This is a genomic window from Gordonia sp. w5E2 (assembly GCF_036540975.1).
In the GTDB taxonomy this organism is placed as follows: Bacteria; Actinomycetota; Actinomycetes; order Mycobacteriales; family Mycobacteriaceae; genus Gordonia; species Gordonia jacobaea.
In genome coordinates this window covers 3123515-3141342 of the sequence record NZ_CP144213.1, presented here as the reverse complement: position 1 = coordinate 3141342, position 17828 = coordinate 3123515, and the positions used below count along the sequence as shown (strand labels likewise).

16 protein-coding genes are annotated in these 17828 nt (G+C 65.7%); 12 read left to right on the top strand and 4 right to left on the bottom strand.

Annotation, left to right across the window (positions count from 1 at the left end):
* The 3 genes from RND64_RS14125 to holA are packed head-to-tail and all read left to right on the top strand — an operon-like array spanning nt 1 to nt 3689.
* A complete protein-coding gene (locus tag RND64_RS14125; RefSeq protein WP_235434310.1) occupies nt 1-1110 on the top strand; it encodes a ComEA family DNA-binding protein in 1110 nt (369 codons plus the stop codon).
* 7 nt (nt 1111-1117) lie between these two features.
* Complete coding sequence (locus RND64_RS14120) at nt 1118-2668, top strand: ComEC/Rec2 family competence protein (RefSeq protein ID WP_331436081.1); 1551 nt, start codon at nt 1118-1120, stop codon at nt 2666-2668.
* A gap of 46 nt (nt 2669-2714) precedes the next feature.
* The gene (gene holA / locus RND64_RS14115; protein ID WP_049698365.1) at nt 2715-3689 is read left to right on the top strand and encodes a DNA polymerase III subunit delta; all 975 of its coding nucleotides are present in this window, start codon (nt 2715-2717) and stop codon (nt 3687-3689) included.
* Nucleotides 3690-3922: 233 nt separating this feature from the next.
* On the opposite strand, the gene rpsT is transcribed toward holA, so the two are convergent.
* Complete coding sequence (gene rpsT / locus RND64_RS14110; protein ID WP_049698364.1) at nt 3923-4183, bottom strand: 30S ribosomal protein S20; 261 nt, start codon at nt 4181-4183, stop codon at nt 3923-3925.
* 245 nt (nt 4184-4428) lie between these two features.
* On the opposite strand from rpsT, the gene RND64_RS14105 reads away from it, so the two are divergent.
* The gene (locus RND64_RS14105) at nt 4429-5562 is read left to right on the top strand and encodes a hypothetical protein (RefSeq protein ID WP_049698363.1); all 1134 of its coding nucleotides are present in this window, start codon (nt 4429-4431) and stop codon (nt 5560-5562) included.
* Here RND64_RS14105 and RND64_RS14100 read toward each other — a convergent pair.
* Nucleotides 5559-6578 carry an IS481 family transposase gene (locus RND64_RS14100; protein ID WP_168699674.1) on the bottom strand — a complete coding sequence of 340 codons (1020 nt, stop codon included), beginning with the start codon at nt 6576-6578 and terminating at the stop codon, nt 5559-5561. The genes RND64_RS14105 and RND64_RS14100 overlap by 4 nt on opposite strands.
* A 224-nt stretch (nt 6579-6802) precedes the next feature.
* Between RND64_RS14100 and RND64_RS14095 the strand changes: the two genes are divergently transcribed.
* Genes RND64_RS14095 through RND64_RS14085 form a run of 3 tightly spaced genes read left to right on the top strand, consistent with a single transcriptional unit; the run spans nt 6803 to nt 10379 of the window.
* Nucleotides 6803-8554, top strand: coding sequence for a circularly permuted type 2 ATP-grasp protein (locus RND64_RS14095; protein WP_049698362.1), 1752 nt, complete (start codon nt 6803-6805; stop codon nt 8552-8554).
* On the top strand, nt 8554-9534 hold the full coding sequence (locus tag RND64_RS14090; protein WP_197494616.1) for an alpha-E domain-containing protein: 981 nt from the start codon (nt 8554-8556) through the stop codon (nt 9532-9534). Before RND64_RS14095 ends, RND64_RS14090 begins: the two co-directional genes overlap by 1 nt.
* Complete coding sequence (locus tag RND64_RS14085; RefSeq protein ID WP_049698360.1) at nt 9531-10379, top strand: transglutaminase family protein; 849 nt, start codon at nt 9531-9533, stop codon at nt 10377-10379. Before RND64_RS14090 ends, RND64_RS14085 begins: the two co-directional genes overlap by 4 nt.
* Nucleotides 10380-10501: 122 nt before the next feature.
* Here the strand turns inward: RND64_RS14085 and RND64_RS14080 are convergent, their stop codons facing one another.
* Both RND64_RS14080 and RND64_RS14075 read right to left on the bottom strand, forming a co-directional pair.
* The gene (locus RND64_RS14080) at nt 10502-10918 is read right to left on the bottom strand and encodes a type II toxin-antitoxin system PemK/MazF family toxin (protein WP_049698359.1); all 417 of its coding nucleotides are present in this window, start codon (nt 10916-10918) and stop codon (nt 10502-10504) included.
* Nucleotides 10915-11598 (bottom strand): alpha/beta hydrolase family protein, encoded by a 684-nt coding sequence (locus RND64_RS14075; protein WP_049698358.1) that lies wholly within the window; start codon nt 11596-11598, stop codon nt 10915-10917. Before RND64_RS14075 ends, RND64_RS14080 begins: the two co-directional genes overlap by 4 nt.
* On the opposite strand from RND64_RS14075, the gene RND64_RS14070 reads away from it, so the two are divergent.
* The 5 genes from RND64_RS14070 to RND64_RS14050 all read left to right on the top strand — a co-directional run bounded on the left by RND64_RS14070 (nt 11597) and on the right by RND64_RS14050 (nt 17814).
* Nucleotides 11597-12046 carry a hypothetical protein gene (locus RND64_RS14070; protein ID WP_152930031.1) on the top strand — a complete coding sequence of 150 codons (450 nt, stop codon included), beginning with the start codon at nt 11597-11599 and terminating at the stop codon, nt 12044-12046. The two genes, RND64_RS14075 and RND64_RS14070, sit on opposite strands and share 2 nt — an antisense overlap.
* A 143-nt stretch (nt 12047-12189) precedes the next feature.
* Nucleotides 12190-14073 carry a translation elongation factor 4 gene (lepA, locus tag RND64_RS14065; RefSeq protein ID WP_049698356.1) on the top strand — a complete coding sequence of 628 codons (1884 nt, stop codon included), beginning with the start codon at nt 12190-12192 and terminating at the stop codon, nt 14071-14073.
* A 4-nt stretch (nt 14074-14077) separates the two neighbouring features.
* Entirely contained in the window at nt 14078-16117 is a 2040-nt protein-coding gene (locus RND64_RS14060; RefSeq protein WP_049698355.1) for a M3 family metallopeptidase, read from the top strand.
* Nucleotides 16118-16227: 110 nt separating this feature from the next.
* On the top strand, nt 16228-16830 hold the full coding sequence (locus RND64_RS14055; RefSeq protein ID WP_049698354.1) for a TetR/AcrR family transcriptional regulator: 603 nt from the start codon (nt 16228-16230) through the stop codon (nt 16828-16830).
* A gap of 57 nt (nt 16831-16887) precedes the next feature.
* Nucleotides 16888-17814 (top strand): cation diffusion facilitator family transporter, encoded by a 927-nt coding sequence (locus RND64_RS14050; RefSeq protein ID WP_049698353.1) that lies wholly within the window; start codon nt 16888-16890, stop codon nt 17812-17814.
* The last annotated feature ends 14 nt before the right edge of the window (nt 17815-17828 follow it).

Genomic DNA, 17828 nt, shown 5'->3' with positions numbered 1-17828 from the left:
ATGAGCGACAAACCAACCCGGACGGCCCGCGGATTCGCCGCGCGAGGTGTTGTCGAGCGCGGTTCACGAACCGCGCCGACCGCGGTCGGACGCTCGCCGCTCGACCGGTTGTCAGCCCCCGCACCCGGCGCCACTCGGACGCCCGAACTCGACGCCACCTCGTCGGCTGCAGATGACGACATGTCGTCGAGTTCGTGGGGGATCGACACGACGCCGGGTTGGCTGGCTCCCGAAGTGGAACGCAGGCGCCCTCTCGATGGTCGGGAACGACTCCGTGCCAACGGATTCGACGACGATCATCGAGAAGACTTCGACCTCGACCTCGATAGAGATGTCGATTCGGATGAGGATGAGTACCGCCCACGTCGTCGATTCGCGGTGGCGCCTGCCGGTGCCATAGCGTTGATCGCTGTTGGCGTAATCGCCTGTGTGATAGCGGGATTCGGGCTCCTCCGCAGCGACGACGTCGTGCCGACCGTCGCGTTCCCCGCGTCGGCGGGACCGTCGGTGTCGATTCCTTCCGTCGCTGCAGTGCCGTCGGCCGGCGCCCCCGCGATGCCTTCTGCCGCCGCGCCGTCGGCCGCATCAGCCCAGATCGTGGTCAGCGTCGTCGGATTGGTGCGGAAGCCCGGGCTGGTGCGGTTGGCGCCGCGGTCCCGAGTGGCCGATGCGCTGTCGGGTGCCGGAGGTGCCCGCGAGGGAGCCGACACGACGTCGCTGAACCTCGCTCAGGTGCTGGGCGACGGCGACCAGGTGCTGGTCGGCTACGCGAGCAAGGACGGGAACGCCTCACTTCGCAGTGCGGTGGTCGCGTCCGGCGCGGGGAGGTCGGACTCTTCGTCGCCGCCGTCGGCCGGTGACACCTCCGAGACGGGCTCTGGCGCAGGGGATTCGGGAGCGTCGAACAGTGCGGGCGGAAAGGTCGACCTGAACACCGCGAGTGCCGAGCAGCTCGACGCTCTCCCCGGGGTCGGCCCGGTCACTGCGAAGGCCATCATCGACTGGCGGTCGCAGCACGGAAAGTTCACGTCTGTCGACCAACTCGGCGAGGTCGACGGTATCGGACCCGCGCGGCTGGCGAAGCTGCGAGACCTCGTGACCGCCGGCTGACACCGAGGTGGATCTACGACTCGTCGCGCCCGCTCTCGTGGTGTGGCTTGTCACGCTGCTCGGGCTGCACGGGCCGTCGTGGTCGATGCCTGTCGTGCTGGTCATCGGCGGATTGATCTGCGCTGCAGCTCTGTTCGCACACCGGCGCTGGAACCTTACCTGGCAGGTGTTGGGCATCGTGGTGATCGGCGCGGGGATGGCGGCGACATGTGCACTGGCGCTGTGGCTCCGGCTCGAGACCCGCGACGCCCATCCTCTGTCGGGGATGTCGGGCAAGGCGACGGTGACGATGTCGATCCGCGACGACCCGCGCAACTTCGGACCGGCACAACGGGGTCAGGTGACCACGCGTGTGACGGTGCTGGCCGTCGGGGAGCGTCGAGTTCCCTCCGCCATCGCCGACGTCGTCGCGCGTGCGCCCGGATGGGTGGGGTTGCTGCCGGGTCAGCATGTGCGCGTCCTGGCGAGTATCCGCGCACCTCGAGGGGGTGACCTGAGTGTTGCGAGATTGACGGCGTCGGGCCCGCCGGCGATGTTGGGGCGACCCCCTCCGCTGCAGCGCGGAGCCGGCGTCGTGCGGGCAACGCTACAGCAGAACTCGGCTCAGGCGTTGAGCGGCGAATCGGCGGGATTGCTGCCGGGGTTGGTCATCGGCGACGAGAGCGCATTGTCGGAAGATGTCCGGGATCAGTTCCGCGCGGCCGGGCTAAGCCACCTCACCGCTGTCTCCGGCGCCAATTTCGCGCTGACCTGGGGTGCAGCGATCGCGTTGATCCGGTTGATCGGCGGATCGCCGAAGGTTGCGGCGGTCAGCGGGGTGGTCGTCATCGTCGGATTCGTCGTCCTGGTACGGCCGTCGCCGAGTGTGCTGCGGGCAGCGATGATGGGCGGAGTCGGTCTGCTCGCGCTGTTGTCGACGCGGCGTGCCCGCGCGGTGCCTGCCCTCGGTGTCGCCGTGATCGGGGGACTTCTGTGGTGGCCCGAGCTTGCGAGTGCGCCGGGGTTCGCGTTGTCGGTCGTGGCCACGGCCGGACTCGTGCTGATCGCGCCGTCGATCCGAGACACGCTGCGCGAGTGGAGAATCCCACCTGTCGTGGCCGAGGTACTCGCTATCGCCATCGCCGCCCAGGTCGTGACGGCGCCGCTGATCGCGATGATCAGCGGGACATTCAATGTGGTCTCGATTCTGGCCAACGTCGTCGTGGCGCCTGTCGTCGGAGTGATCAGTGTGGTGGGGACACTCGCAGCGTTGATCGGCCTCGCCGGAGACGTGGGTTCTGTGGTTGCGCAAGTGTTGCTACGCGCGATGTCGCCAGAACTGTGGTGGATGATCACCGTGGCGCGCGTGCTCGGCGGATTGAGTTGGGCGGCAATCGATATACCGGACGGGCTTGCCGGGATGGCGCTTGTCATGACGTTCACCGTCCTGGGTGCGGCGCTGCTGAACCGGCGCGTGATCGGGTGGGCGCGGCGTCGTGCGCACGGTCGGCGCAACGAGACGCACAGTCGGCGCAACGAGACGCACAGTCGGCAGAACGAGGCGCACAGTCGGCAGTAGGGGAGGTGTCCGGTGCGTCGTCGGGTTGTCGGGGCGTTCTGGCACCATGAGTGACGTGACCGATCGCCTGCATCTGCTCCTCGGAGACGACGACTTCCTCACCGGACGTGTGATCTCGGGTGTGACGAGCGAGCTGTCCCACCACGCGGGCGCCGACATTCCGGTGACGCGTGTGCGAGCTGGCGATGTCAGCGAATACGAACTGGCCGAACTGTTGAGTCCGTCGTTGTTTGCCGAAGACCGCGTCGTCGTCGTCGAGTCGGCGGCGGAGGCGGGCAAAGAGCCCGCAGCGCTGATCACGCGGGCGGCTCGTGAGCTTCCCGACGGCATCACGCTGATGGTGATCCATACCGGAGGCGGTCGTACGAAGTCGATGGTCGGCGAACTCCGCAAGGCAGGTGCGGTCGAGCACGACTGCGCGGCGCCCCGTTGGCCGTCGGAACGAATGGACTTCGTCCGCAAGGAGTTTCGTGAGCTCGGCGTCAAGGTCAGCGCCGAGGTCGTCGAGCAGGTCGTCGAGGGGGTCGGTGCGGAGCTCCGCGAGCTCGCCGCGGCGTGCAGTCAGCTCGTTGCCGACACCGGCGGCAAGATCGATCGCGATGCGGTGCGGCTGTACTACCAGGGGCGCCCAGAGGTGACCGGGTTCGAGGTCGCAGACAAAGCCGTCACCGGTGATCGGGCCGGGGCGCTCGAATCGTTGGCGTGGGCGGTGCATCACGGGGTGCCGCGAGTGCTGCTTGCCGACGCGCTCGCAGAGGCGGTGCACGCGATCGCTCGCGTACGGGGAATCGGGTCGATGGACCAGTACGCGGCCGCGTCGGAGTTGGGTATGCCGCCGTCGCGTGTCAAGAAGGTGCAGTCGCAGGCTCGGGCGTGGGATTCGTCGTCGATCGCACAGGCGGTCGTGGTGGTCGCCGGGCTCAACGGCGATGTGAAGGGACAGGCCGCCGACGCAGACTACGCGCTCCTGCACGCGGTCGACGCCGTGGCTTCGCTGCGTCCGTCATCGCGTCGACGCTGAAGCGTGCTGGGCTGAGCTCGAGCGACCGAAGCCTTGTAGGACCGAAGCTCGCAGGACTGAAGCGTGCACGACCACGCAACTCACCCCGGCGACCGCGTGGAAGTCGCCGGGGTGAGTTGTCTCGAAAGGGGAACGGTCGGCGCTGCGACCCGGCGTGCTCCCGTGGGCACGGGGCGCGTCGCGGGTGCGCGCTCTGACTCGTTCAGTTCCGGCTGATGCCGGAGGTTGCTACCTCAGAGCTTGTTGACGGCCACAGCGATGGCCGACTTCTTGTTGGCTGCCTGGTTGGCGTGGATGACGCCCTTGCTGGCTGCCTTGTCGAGCTTGCGGCTTGCGGTCTGTCCGAGCTCGGCGGCCTTGTCCTTGTCGCCGGCGTCGACAGCTTCGCGGAAGCTACGGATCGCGGTGCGCAGCGAGGAGCGCACGGACTGGTTGCGCTGCCGACGGATCTCGTTGGTGCGGTTGCGCTTGACCTGGGACTTGATGTTTGCCACGCGTGTGTACCTATCAGTTGTTGGTGATTGTTGCTGGGTGTTCCTGAGCAGGTCAGACGGGTGGACAGCACGTGTCCGCCGTCGACTCTGCGACAGCGGTCTACTTTACCAGCCGGAAACAGGGGTCCCAAATCCGCAGGCGTCGGCGTGCGCAGGCAGGCCTCGGTCACCGATCTCCTGTGAATCCACGCGGCATGTGACGAGGTCGCAGATATGTGCCCGAGCGCAACTAAGCTCGATCCATCATGTCAGTTGTTTTCATTCACGTCGGATTACCCAAGACAGGCACCACCCACCTCCAGGATCGCCTGTGGTGGAACCGCGACCTCGCTTTTCGTCACTCCGGGCTGCTCTACCCGGGAAACGAGATGGCCGATCACTTTCACGCCGCAACGCATCTGCAGCCGGGCAGGTATCTCGACTGGGTCGACCCGGCCTTCGCCGGGAGTTGGTCGACGATGGTCTCGCAGATGCGTGCGTGGCCGGGGGCTTCGCTGGTGTCGCATGAGTTGTTCGCGACGGCGCGTGAGGAACAGATCGAGTCGTTGGTGAACGACCTCTCCTTCGCCGACGAGGTCCATGTGATCGTGACCGTTCGCGATCTGGCCCGCCAACTGCCGTCGGTGTGGCAGGAGAACGTCAAGAACCAGCGTCTTGCGTCGTTCGACGATTTCGTGACCTCCGTGCGTCGGCACGCGCCACGTCGAACCGGGTCCTGGGGTGGCGACATGGAGGAGGAGCCCTTCTGGGAATTCCAGGACTACGTGGGCATCCTCGGACGGTGGGCCAAGTTCGTCGGACCGGAGCGGGCTCACCTGGTCACCGTGGCGAAGTCGGGAACCGGCGCATCGTCGTTGTGGGAGAGATTTCTCTCCGTGCTCGACGTGGATCCGGCTCCGATGACGATCGACGTTCCCAACAACAACACCTCGCTCTCGGCAGCGCAGGCAGAACTCCTGCGACGGCTGAACTCGCGCCTGCAGCCCGACGACATCGAGTGGGATCGGTACGAGCGTGTCGTCAAGGGTCACATCATCGCCAAGGTGCTCTTCGCACAGACCGGCGGCACCCCACGTGGGTTGTCCACCGAACAGCGTGCGTGGGCAGCAGACGAAGCCGAGGCGATGATCGACGCCGTGCGCGTGGCCGGATATCCCGTGACCGGTGATCTCGGCGATCTCGCGGTGAGCACGACGGCAGGCGACGACGCCCAGCCGCCGACGGTTGACGAAATTCTCGACGCCTCACTCGACGCGATCGCAGGAATCGCGCAGACGATGCCTTACCCCGAGACCGGAGCCCGATTGCAGACGCGCGCCGCGAACGTGGCTCGCCGGGTCGGGCGACGCGTCGTTTCGCTGCGTCGAACCCTGGGCTAGCTGTACTGACCCGACAGGTTGGGTACGCGGTCGGCGGGTGAGTTGCCTCGGAGTGCGGTGTGGCCGCGTTCGTGATTGTAGATGCGAAGGAACTCGGGGAAGGCCGCGACGCGTTCGGTTTCACTGAGGTAGGGACGGGCGTAGGCCCATTCCTCCTGCAGGGTCCGGTTGAATCGTTCGACCTTGCCGTTGGTTTGCGGCCGGTACGGTCTGGTCCACTTGTGCTTGATCTTGTTGTCGTGCAACAAGTCCCGAAATATGCGGGACCGGTAACACGACCCGTTGTCGGTCATCACTCGCGCGGTGGTGACACCGATCGAGGCGAAGTGCGCCAACGCCCGAGTCATGAACGCGGTCGCGGTTTCCTTCTTCTCATCAGCGAGGATCTCGGAGTAGGCGTAGCGGGAGTGGTCGTCGACGGCGTGATGCAGATACGCGTACCCCAGGTTGGGGCGGCCAGCAACTTTGCGGGTTCGTCCAGGCTCGCGGTGGGCACTGGAGTTGCGGGTGCCCTGGGCGCGGCCGTGTACGCGATGTCCACCGCCGTCGGGGATTCTGCCGAGCTTTTTGATGTCGACGTGGATCAAGTCTCCGGGCGCTTGGTGTTCGTACCGGCGAATCTCGCGTCTGCGGGCACGTACCGGCGCCCCGGTTGCCGGGTCGATCCACGACAGTCGTAGGCAGCCGTAGCGGGTGAGGATGCGGTGCACCGTGGAGACGTTCAACCCCAGGTGGTATCCGATCCGGGCTGGCCCCCAGCGGCGGGAGACGCGTAACCCGACGACCCGGCGTTCCCGGCGCCGGCTGGTGCGATGCGGACACGATCGGGGCCGGCTGGACCGATCACCCATTCCGGCCGGCCCGTGGTCGCGGTAGCGATCCGCCCATCGCTTGGCCGTGGTGACTGACACGTTGAACCGGTCAGCTGCGCGGCGCAGTGGCCACCGGTCGTCCACAACACACCGAGCCAGACGCAACCGGCCAGTCGGGGACAGCGGTGAATTACGGTGGGACATGAAGACCTCCGGGTTGAGGAGCGGTTCTTAGACAGCTCCACACCTCACTCGGAGGTCTTCCCTATGTCACGTCGACTCGCCGAACTCTGTACCTAACGTTCCGGGTCAGTACAGCTAGCGCTGGGCTCGGCCTGCAGCGAGGAATGGGGCCAGGAGAAGGCCGCCGCGACGCGCCCACGCAGACGTCGTGCCGAGTGGGGCGATCTGAGGCACCATGTGTGTCTATGAGTCCCGCGTCAACCGGTGCGCAAGCCAAGAAGGCATCGCGCAAAACCGCGCCCCCGTCGTCGTCGAAGTCAGTCACCGCCGCCAAGTCGGCAAACGGCAAGGGCGCCGAGCCGGGACAGGTTGCCAAGAGCGCCAAGGCCAAGGTCGTCAGGGAGACACTCCCCACCGAGACCGGAATTTTCAAGGGATATTCGAAAGGGCCGTACGGCAAGGCCTTTGACGAGATGTTCGACGCCGACGGCGAGGTACGCCCCGCGTATCGGGGCATCTTCAAGGTCATGGCCGAGTCCGACCGCGCCGACCTCGAAGCCCGCGTCGACGCACTCGGGCGCGCGTTCATCGACCAGGGCATCACGTTCTCGCTCTCGGGTATGGAGCGCCCGTTCCCGTTGGACGTTGTGCCACGGGTCATTTCGGCAGGCGAGTGGAACAAGCTCGAAGCGGGTATCACCCAGCGCGTGCAGGCGCTGGAATTGTTCCTCGACGACGTCTACGGCGAGCAGGAGATCCTGCGCGACGGTGTGTTGCCCAAGCGGCTGGTCCATTCGTGTGAGCACTTTCATCGTCAGGCGGCAAACATCCGTCCTCCCAACGGAGTTCGCATTCACGTCGCGGGCATCGACCTGATCCGCGACGCGAACGGTGATTTCCGGGTGCTCGAGGACAACCTGCGATCACCGTCGGGTGTGTCGTACGTGATGGAGAACCGCCGCACGATGGCGCGGGTCTTTCCCGACCTGTTCTCCACGCACAAGGTGCGCCCTGTCGCCGACTACCCGAGTCACCTGCTGCGGGCCCTGCGGGCCTCGGCCGCCTTCAACGAGGCCGACCCCAACATCGTCGTGCTCACTCCCGGTGTCGCGAACTCGGCGTACTTCGAGCACTCGCTGCTCGCGCGGCTGATGGGCGTCGAGCTCGTCGAGGGTCGAGATCTGTTCTGCCGCGACAACGTCGTCTACATGCGCACCACCGAGGGCGAGCAACGCGTCGACGTGATCTACCGACGCATCGACGACGACTTCCTCGATCCCATGCAGTTCCGTCCGGATTCGATGCTCGGCGTGGCAGGTCTGCTCAACGCGGCGCGGGCGGGCAACGTCGTGATCTCGAGCGCGGTGGGCAACGGTGTCGGCGACGACAAGCTCATCTACACCTACGTGCCGGACATCATCAACTACTACCTCGGCGAGAAGCCCATCATCGGCAACGTCGACACCCTGCGCTGCTGGCTCCCCGAGGAGTGCGACGAAGTGCTCGATCGGATCGACGAGCTCGTCGTGAAACCTGTTGAGGGATCGGGTGGTTACGGGATCGTCTTCGGTCCCGACGCCACCAAGGCCGAGCTCGACACCCTCGCCCGCAAGGTGCGCAACGACCCCCGCGGATGGATCGCCCAACCCGTGGTGCAGCTGTCGACGGTGCCGACAAAGGTCGGCGACTCGCTACGACCGCGGCACGTCGACCTGCGTCCCTTCGCCGTCAACGACGGTGAGAAGGTCTGGGTGCTCCCGGGCGGACTGACCCGCGTCGCACTGCCCGAAGGGTCACTCGTCGTCAACTCCAGTCAGGGTGGCGGCTCGAAGGACACGTGGGTGCTCGCAAGCAGGGCCACACAGAGTGAGCGCGAACTCGGCGGCGGCAAGGTGGTCACCTCCAAGGCCGCCAAGGCGGCGAGGCCCGCCGAGAGTGCACCCGACCCGGTCTTCGAACAGACACAGCAGCAACAGCAAAGCGGTGATCCCCGATGATGTTGGCCCGCAACGCCGAATCCCTCTACTGGATCGGCCGCTACGTCGAACGTGCCGACGACATGGCGCGTCTGCTCGACGTCGCTATCCACCAGCTCCTCGAGGACACCTCCGCCGACGTCGACGGTGCGGTTCGGATGGTCATCCAGGTTCTCGGGCTCGAGGTGCCCGACACCGACGGGCCGCTCGACGTGTGGTCGCTCACCGAGCATGTGGCGTATGCGAAGGGGTCGGCCGGATCGGTCGTCGACCTCATCCGTGCGGCGCGCGAGAATGCCCGTGGCGCACGGGAAGTCACGTCCAGTGAGATGTGGGAGTGTCTGAACACCACCTACAACGGACTGGCCGAAGCGGAGCGTCGGGGGCGTCGACTCGGACCTCACGAGTTCCTCTCGTATGTGAAGAACCGGGCCGCCATGTTCGCCGGACTCGCCGACGCGACGATGAGTCACGACGACGGCTACCGCTACCTGCTGCTCGGCCGCTCCGTGGAGCGGGTCGATATGACCATCCGCATGCTTCTGTCCCGCGCCAACGATCCGATCAATTCGCCCGCGTGGGTGAATGTTCTGGTGTCCGCCGGTGCCCACGACACCTACCTGCGGACCTATCGCGGTCTGCTCGACGCCGAGAACATCGTGCAGTTCATGTTGCTGGACAGGCTCTTTCCGCGATCGGTGTTCCACGCACTTCGTGTCGCAGAGCAGAATCTCGCGGAGATCGAGAAGCGTCCGAGCCGCGTCGGCGAGCAGGCCGAAGCGCTGCTGCTGCTCGGACGAGCGCGCAGCTCGCTCGAGTTCCTGGAACCGGGCCGACTGCTCGACGGACTGCAGGAACGACTTCTTGACCTGCAGGACACCTGCCGTGCCGTCAACGAGGCGGTCACGGGTCAGTACTTCCATGTGTCACCGTATGTGTCGTGGGCAGACGCCCGGGTCAGCGATGGTGAAGAACACTTCATCGAGGAGAGTGAACTGTGAGCTGGCGTCTGAGGGTCGTGCATTCGACAGGCTTCGCCTACCAGAGTCCGGTCACCTCCTCCTTCAACGAGGCACGGCTGACCCCGCGAAGCGATACTCGGCAGAACGTGATCGTCAACCGTGTGGAGACGGTGCCCGCGACCCGTGCGTACCGCTACACCGACTACTGGGGCACCGCCGTCACCGCCTTCGACCTCCACGCTCCGCACGAGGAGCTGGAGGTGTCGGGGATGTCAGTCGTCGAGACCGAGGCCGGAGAGCGACCCGCCCCCGACAAAGCTGTGACGTGGGAGGAATTGGAGAGCGAGTATGTCGCCGACCGCTACGACGAAATGCTCTCCTTCACAACGTATGTGCCGAAGAACGGGCGTCTGGGCGCGACAGCGCGTCGCATCGCCAAGGGGCTCGAGCCCGAGGACGCCGTCGAGGCGATCTGCAAATTCGTGCACGAGGAGATGGAGTACGTACCGGGAACGACAGGCGTGCACAGCACCGCCGTCGACGCCTGGAACGAGCGCAAGGGTGTGTGTCAGGACTACGCGCACGTCAGCCTCTCGATGCTGCGCGGTCTCGGCGTGCCCGCACGGTACGTCTCCGGATATCTGCACCCGAAGCCCGACGCGAAGATCGACAAGACCGTCGAGGGACAGAGCCACGCGTGGATCGAGGTGTGGACAGGCGGCTGGTGGGGCTATGACCCGACCAACGACACCCCCATCACCGAGCAGCATGTGTCGGTGGGCGTCGGCCGCGACTACTCCGACGTCTCGCCGCTCAAGGGCATCTACACCGGCGGCAAGGCGACGGACCTCGACGTCGTCGTGGAGATCACGCGCCTGGCGTGACCGGCCCGTGCCGCCGCCGGTGAATGTGTGTCGAATCGAAGGAATTGGGTGCTGCAGCAACCACATCCTTCGATTCGACACACATCTATAGCTCGACGGGTCGCCGATCTACCGCGAGCGATCTACCGCCAGCCGTAGTCGCGGCGTAGTCGGTCGGCGACGGCGTCGAAACGCTCCTCGTCGAGGATCGCGCCCTCGCGTCGAATTCCGTGTTCGAGGACGTACAGCACGCGATCGAGGCGGATGTAGCTCTCGCGGTGTTCGTCGTCCCAGACGCCGGTCCCGAGTTCCATCCAGTTCGGGTCGTCGCGGTGGTAGTCCTGGCTCGAGAGCATGAGGCCGAGGAGATGCGTGTGCTCTTCGCCGCTGTCCCGTCCGACGACCAGCACCGGACGGTCCTTGCCCTTGCTCGGATCGTCCTCGTAACGCACCCAGGTCCAGACGATCTCGCCGGGATCGGCTGCGCCGTCGAGGTCGGGGGAGTAGACGATCTCGCGGGCCGCCTCATGGGTGGGGCGCACCCGCGTGCGAGCGGTCATCGCGTCGGTCCGTTCAGGATCAGGTCGTCGACGGCGTCGGCCGCGAGCTGAGCAGTCGGCTTCTTGTCGGGTTTGAGGTCGTGCCCGGTTTTCTCGATCTCGACGAGCCGGGTCGGCGCGGGGATGAGCGCAATGGCGTCGGTGATCTCCTCCGTCGTCGCGAAGGGGTCCGACGCCCCGTGCACGATCACCGTCGGAATCGTGATCTCGCCCAGGTGCTCGCTACGCGCGCGTTCGGGTTTGCCGGGCGGATGCAACGGATACGACGACAGCAGCAGCCCTGCCGCGTCTGTGGCGGCACCATCCTCCGCGACGACCATCGACGCCTGCCTGCCGCCGTAGGAGTGGCCACCGAGGACGAGTGGACCGCCGGATTCGGATGCGAACAGCGCGGCCGCCTCACGGATTCCGTCCCGATCGCCTGCCGCACCCGACGGGCTGGGCGGGCCCTTGGGCCTGCGCTGCCGGTACGGCAGATCGATGCAGGCGACGAACAGCCCGCGGGCGCTGAACTCGACGCCGTAGGCCCGCATGATCGCGGTCTGCCGGTTGCCTCCCGCGCCGTGCGCCAACACGAGGACCGCGCGAGGTCGGCCGTCCGGACGGTAGATGTCTGCGACGACGCCGTCGCCGGTGAAGGTCTCGGGACTCACGGCGTCCACGTTATAAGTTGCAGGCATGAGAGCCATACGAGTGGCGTGGCTTGCGATGGCAGTGGCGGCAGTTGGCTACGCGGTGGCGTGCGGGTTCATGCCGGTGGGCGAGGTGACGGTGAGTTGCGGCAAGAGCGGCGAACTGTCGGTCGCCGGTGCGCACGCCGGCGCCACATGTGAGGACTCGATCTTCGCTGCGCTCGGTCCGCGCAGGCTGATCGAGATGGGGGTGCTGCTGGCGTCACCTCCACTGATCGCCGCGGTCGCGCTGCGCGTATGGGTCTCATGGCTCGTCGTGCCCGCGATGGCCGTGCTGGTGTTCGTCGGCGTCGCGAACTGGGCTGACTTCTGGCTTCTGCTCTCGTTCGGCGCGCTTGTGCTGCTCGTCGCATCGATCGTCGTTGCGACGGCTCATCTCGCCGTGCGCGCACGCAGGGATTCGCACCGCGCTCGGGGCGCCGCAGCGGGTATGTGACCGAATCCGACCAGCGCGAGCTGACCGGATCGAGTGGACTGGCTCGCTCCGACACTTCTCTCGCAACCCGGCCCCGACCCGCCGACGGCCCGCCGTGAGAAACTGGATACGACGACCCACACCCGCATCGCACTCGAGTACTGGTGCGCACCTGTAGGAGCAGTTCGATTCCCACCTTCGCCGACACCACGTTCACCGATCCCAGCCGGATCCGGAACTTCTGCATCATCGCGCACATCGACCACGGCAAATCGACGCTGGCCGACCGGATGCTGCAGCTCACGGGCGTGGTCGCCGAGCGGGACATGCGCGCCCAGTACCTCGACCGCATGGACATCGAGCGCGAGCGTGGCATCACGATCAAGGCGCAGAACGTGCGCCTGCCCTGGAAGTCCGACGGTCCCGACGGCCCGCAGACCGACTACGTGCTGCACCTCATCGACACTCCGGGCCACGTCGACTTCACCTACGAGGTGTCTCGTGCGCTCGAAGCGTGTGAGGGTGCCGTTCTACTCGTCGACGCCGCGCAGGGCATCGAAGCGCAGACCCTGGCAAACCTGTACCTGGCGATGGACAAGGACCTGACCATCATCCCGGTGCTCAACAAGATCGACCTCCCTGCCGCCGACCCCGACCGCTATGCCGAGGAGATCGCGCACATCATCGGCTGCGAGCCCGACGACGTGCTGCGTGTGTCGGGCAAGACCGGTGCGGGCGTCACGGAACTGCTCGACGAGGTGATCAAGCTCGTGCCCGCGCCGCAGGGCGACCCCGATGCTCCTGCGCGCGCCATGATCTTCGACTCCGTCTACGACACCTACCGCGGCGTGGTCACCTACGTCCGCGTGGTGGACGGCAAGATCGTCCCGCGCGAGAAGATCGCCATGATGTCGACCGGGGCGACGCACGAGCTGCTCGAGGTCGGCATCGTCTCGCCGGAACCAAAGCCGACAAAGGGGCTCGGCGTCGGCGAGGTCGGCTACCTCATCACCGGCGTGAAAGACGTGCGGCAGTCGAAGGTCGGCGACACCGTCACGACCGCGCGCCACGGCGCCACCGAGCCGCTGACCGGCTATCGCGAACCGCGCCCGATGGTCTACTCCGGCCTCTACCCGCTCGACGGCTCCGACTATCCGGTGCTGCGCGACGCTCTCGACAAACTGCAACTCAACGACGCCGCGCTCACCTACGAGCCGGAGACGTCTGTCGCGCTTGGCTTCGGTTTCCGCTGCGGCTTCCTCGGACTGCTGCACATGGAGATCACCCGTGAGCGGCTCGAGCGCGAGTTCGACCTGAACCTGATCTCCACCGCACCCAACGTCGTCTACCGGGTGGTCATGGAAGACGGCTCCGAGTCGATCGTCACCAACCCGTCCGACTGGCCGGAGGGCAAGGCACGCTACATCTACGAGCCGATCGTCAAGACGACGATCATCGCGCCGAGCGAATTCATCGGTGCGATCATGGAGCTGTGTCAGTCACGGCGCGGTGAGCTCGGCGGCATGGACTACCTGTCGGAGACACGCGTCGAGATGCGCTACACCATGCCGATGGCCGAGATCATCTTCGACTTCTTCGACTCCTTGAAGTCGCGCACCCGCGGCTACGCCAGCCTCGATTACGAGGAGGCGGGCGAGCAGGAAGCCGACCTCGTGAAAGTCGACATCCTCCTCCAGGGCGAGGCGGTCGACGCCTTCAGCGCGATCGTGCACCGCGACGCCGCGTTCGGCTACGGCAACAAGATGGCCACCAAGCTCAAGGAACTCATTCCGCGGCAGCAGTTCGAGGTGCCCGTGCAGGCGGCCATCGGATCGAAAATCATTGCGCGCGAGAACATCCGGGCGATCCGCAAGGACGTGCTCGCCAAGTGCTATGGCGGCGATATCAGCCGAAAGCGCAAGCTGCTCGAAAAGCAGAAGGAGGGCAAGAAGCGGATGAAGACCATCGGTCGGGTCGACGTCCCGCAGGAGGCGTTCGTCGCCGCACTCTCCACCGACTCGATGGGCGACAAACCGAAGGGCAAGTGAGGTCATGGGTACAGACAACGTGAATCCCGTTCTCGCACAGAGCGATCTACCGCACGGCCTGCCCGACTTCGCCTCGATTTCCGACGACGACTTCCTGCCCGCGTTCACCGACGCGATGGCATCGCAGTTGGCGGAGATCGACGAGATCGCGAACAACGCGGAGCCGCCGACGTTCGGCAACACCGTCGAAGCGGTCGAGTTCTCCGGACGCGATCTCGCTCGCGCGGCCGGCATCTTCTTCAACCTTGTCGGTCCGGATACCAACCCGAAACGCAACGAGATCAGCCGCGAGCTGTCGACGCTGCTGACCGATCACCAGAACACCATCGCGATGAACCCCGTTCTCTTCGAGCGCATTTCGAAGGTCCACGGCGACGCCGATGACCTCGACCTCGATGAGCCGCGGCGTCGGCTACTCGACAAGCACTATCGCGGCGCGGTGCGCGCCGGTGCGGGTCTGTCGCCCGATCAACAACAGGAGATGCGCGAGATCTCGTCGCGACTGGCCCTGCTCACCACGACGTTCTCGCAGAAGATCCTCGACGACTCCAACGATTCGGCCGTGTTCGTCGACGACGCATCCGCGCTCGACGGTATGTCGGCCGGTGAGATCGCCGCCGCGCGTCGTGCCGCCACCGAAGCGGGACACGACAGTGGATATCTGATCGCCCTCGAACTGCCGACGAGCCAGAGCGTCCTCACCGAACTGACCGACAGCGCTGTTCGACGCCGCGTCTTCGAGGCATCGATCAACCGCTGCGCTCGCGGAAACGACAACGACACAACCGAATTGGTGTTGGAGATCGTGCGGCTGCGCGCCAGGCGTGCGGAGTTGCTCGGATACAGCGATCACGCCGACTACGTGATCGCGGAACAGACCGCACCGTCGGCCGAGGCCGTCGACGACCTATTGCGGGAACTCAGCGAGTCGGCGATGCGAGCGGGGGAGCGCGAACTCGACGACTTGCGGGTCCTCGCGGGCGACGCCGAGATCGGTGCCGCGGACTACACGTACTGGCTCGCGCGTGCGGCGCGGTCGAAATCCGATGTCCCGCTTGATGATTTCGCCGACTACTGCGAACTCGAGACGGTCCTGACCCGCGGGGTGTTCTACGCGGCCAACGTGCTCTACGGGCTGCGCTTCGTCGAGCGTCCTGAACTGCCCGCCTACCACCCCGACGTTCGCGTGTGGGACGTACTCGACGAGAGCGGGCGCAGCATTGGCCTGTTCCTCGGCGACTACTTCGCACGCCCGTCCAAACGCGGTGGGGCATGGATGAACAGCATTGTCGACCAGTCGACGATGCTGCAGACACAGCCCGTCGTGGTCAACGTATTGAACCTGACGAAGCCCGATGACGGTGAGAAGTGCCTGCTGACCGTCGATCAGCTCACCACCCTGTTCCATGAGTTCGGTCATGCCCTGCACGGGTTGCTCTCGGCCGTCGACTATCCGTCGCAGTCGGGTACGTCGGTACCGCGCGACTTCGTCGAATTCCCGTCGCAGGTCAACGAGATGTGGGCGCTGCACCCGTCTGTCCTGGCCAACTACGCGCGCCACCATGAGACCGGCGAACCCATTCCCGCGGAGCTCGCCACGGCGGCACGCGAGTCGGCGGGAACCGAATCTGCCCACGGCACAATCGAATACCTGGCGGCATCAGTCCTCGACCTCGCGTGGCACCAACTCGACACCGCGCAGGCCGAGGCGATCACCGACGTCGCAGGCTTCGAGGCGCAGGCGCTTCGTGCGGCGGGCATCGGGACCGACTTGATCCCGCCGCGCTACCGGAGCACCTACTTCAACCACATCTTCGGCGGCGGCTACTCGGCCGGCTACTACTCGTACATCTGGTCGGAGGTCCTCGACGCCGACACCGAGCAGTGGTTCCTGTCCGAGGGTGGCCTGCAGCGCGAGAACGGCCGACGATTCGCACAGTCGACGCTGTCTCGGGGAGACAGCGTCGACCCGCTTGTCGCGCACGAGGAATTGATCGGACGCAAGCCCTATATCGAGCCGTTGTTGGCGCGGCGCGGGCTGTGACGGCGCTTGCCCCGGGCGGCGGCGCCGACTGATCTGACCCGGAGGATCGGTGCGTGAGCTGGGGTAGGTTGGGGTTCGACGGGTGTTGATGCGGCGGGAGGTGTATCGCGATGGCGACCGCTGCTCCCATGCCGACGCGCAAAGACGCCGTACGGAATCGTAAGAGGATTCTTGTCGCAACGGGCGAAGTGCTGCGCGACGACTATGAGAACGTCAGCATTCCGGTGATCGCGGAGCGCGCCGGGGTCGGCACCGCGACGGTCTACCGCTACTTTCCCTCGTTGGAGACGCTCGTCCGTGAGTATCTGCAGGGTGTGATCGTCGAACTGCGTGACTACAGCCAGGATTCGACGAAAACCGGCACGGCGCTGTTCGAGGACGTCGTCGCTCAACTCGGTCGGCTTCTTGTGATCAACGGTCCCGCAATGGTCCGGTTGCGTCGGCCGGTGGGCTTCCTCACCCGACTTCGCGAGGGCGACCCGACGATCCAGACGGTACGTGACGCCTGGGAGCGTCCGATTCGGGCGGTATTGCGCAGCAAGGGAATCGACGACTCCCACTTCGATCACGCGTTGTTTCTCTACAACCAGATGTTCGATCCACGCGAGGTACTCGATCTCTTGGCCAGCGGCCTGTCTCTGGACCAGACGATGCGTCTGCTGACGTCGGCGTACTACGGCGCCCTCGACGGGATGGTTGCTGCAGATATCTGACGTCGCTGCCCGGTTCAATGGCGGCGCGAGTCGCCCGTCCTGTGGTGCAATTGGTCAGTGGCGAATGCATCCGCAACTTCGCGTCCCGATCTGACGCGGTACGCGCTCCTGAGTATTGTCACGGCTTTGGTCGTGATCGTGATGAAGCTGATCGCCTGGCGCGTCAGCGGGTCGGTTGGTCTGCTCTCCGACGCACTCGAATCGGTGGTCAATCTCGCTGCCGCGATTGCCGCGTTCTTTGCACTGCGTGTGGTCGCGAAACCTGCTGACGCAGAACATAATTTCGGGCACGCGAAGGCCGAGTACTTCTCCGCGGTGTTCGAAGGCATCCTGATCGTCGTGGCGGCCATCGCGATCATCGTGGCTGCGGTGGATCGGCTACTGCATCCCGCCGAACTGGAGGCGGTGGGACTCGGACTCGCCATCTCCGTCGCCGCAACCGTGCTGAACGGTGCCGTGGCGGTGATCCTGCTCCGGGCGGGTAGACGCTACCGCTCGATGACGCTCGAAGCCGACGGCAAGCATCTACTCACCGATGTCTGGACCACCGTCGGCGTCATTGTTGGTGTGTTCCTTGTTGCTGTCACCGGCTGGCTGCCGCTCGACGCCATCGTTGCCATCCTCGTCGCGGTGAACATCATCGTCGTCGGTGCGCGACTCATCTGGCGCTCGGGTGACGGGCTTCTCGACGCCGCGCTGCCCGCCGTCGACCTCACGACGGTCAACGACGTGCTCGACCGGTTCCGTACCGACGAGGTGGCATTTCACGATGTGCGCACACGCGAATCGGGACACGAGCGGTACGTCCAGATGCACATGCTGGTGCCGGGGGTGTGGAGCGTCGACCGTGCCCACGACGTATCCGAGCGCGTCGAAGACGAACTGCACGCGGCTCTCGATCATCTGCGGGTGAGCATTCATATCGAGCCGATCGAGGATCCGCGCGCATACGAGTCGTGGAGATTGGACTCAAACCCGCACTAACGCAACCGTTCCCG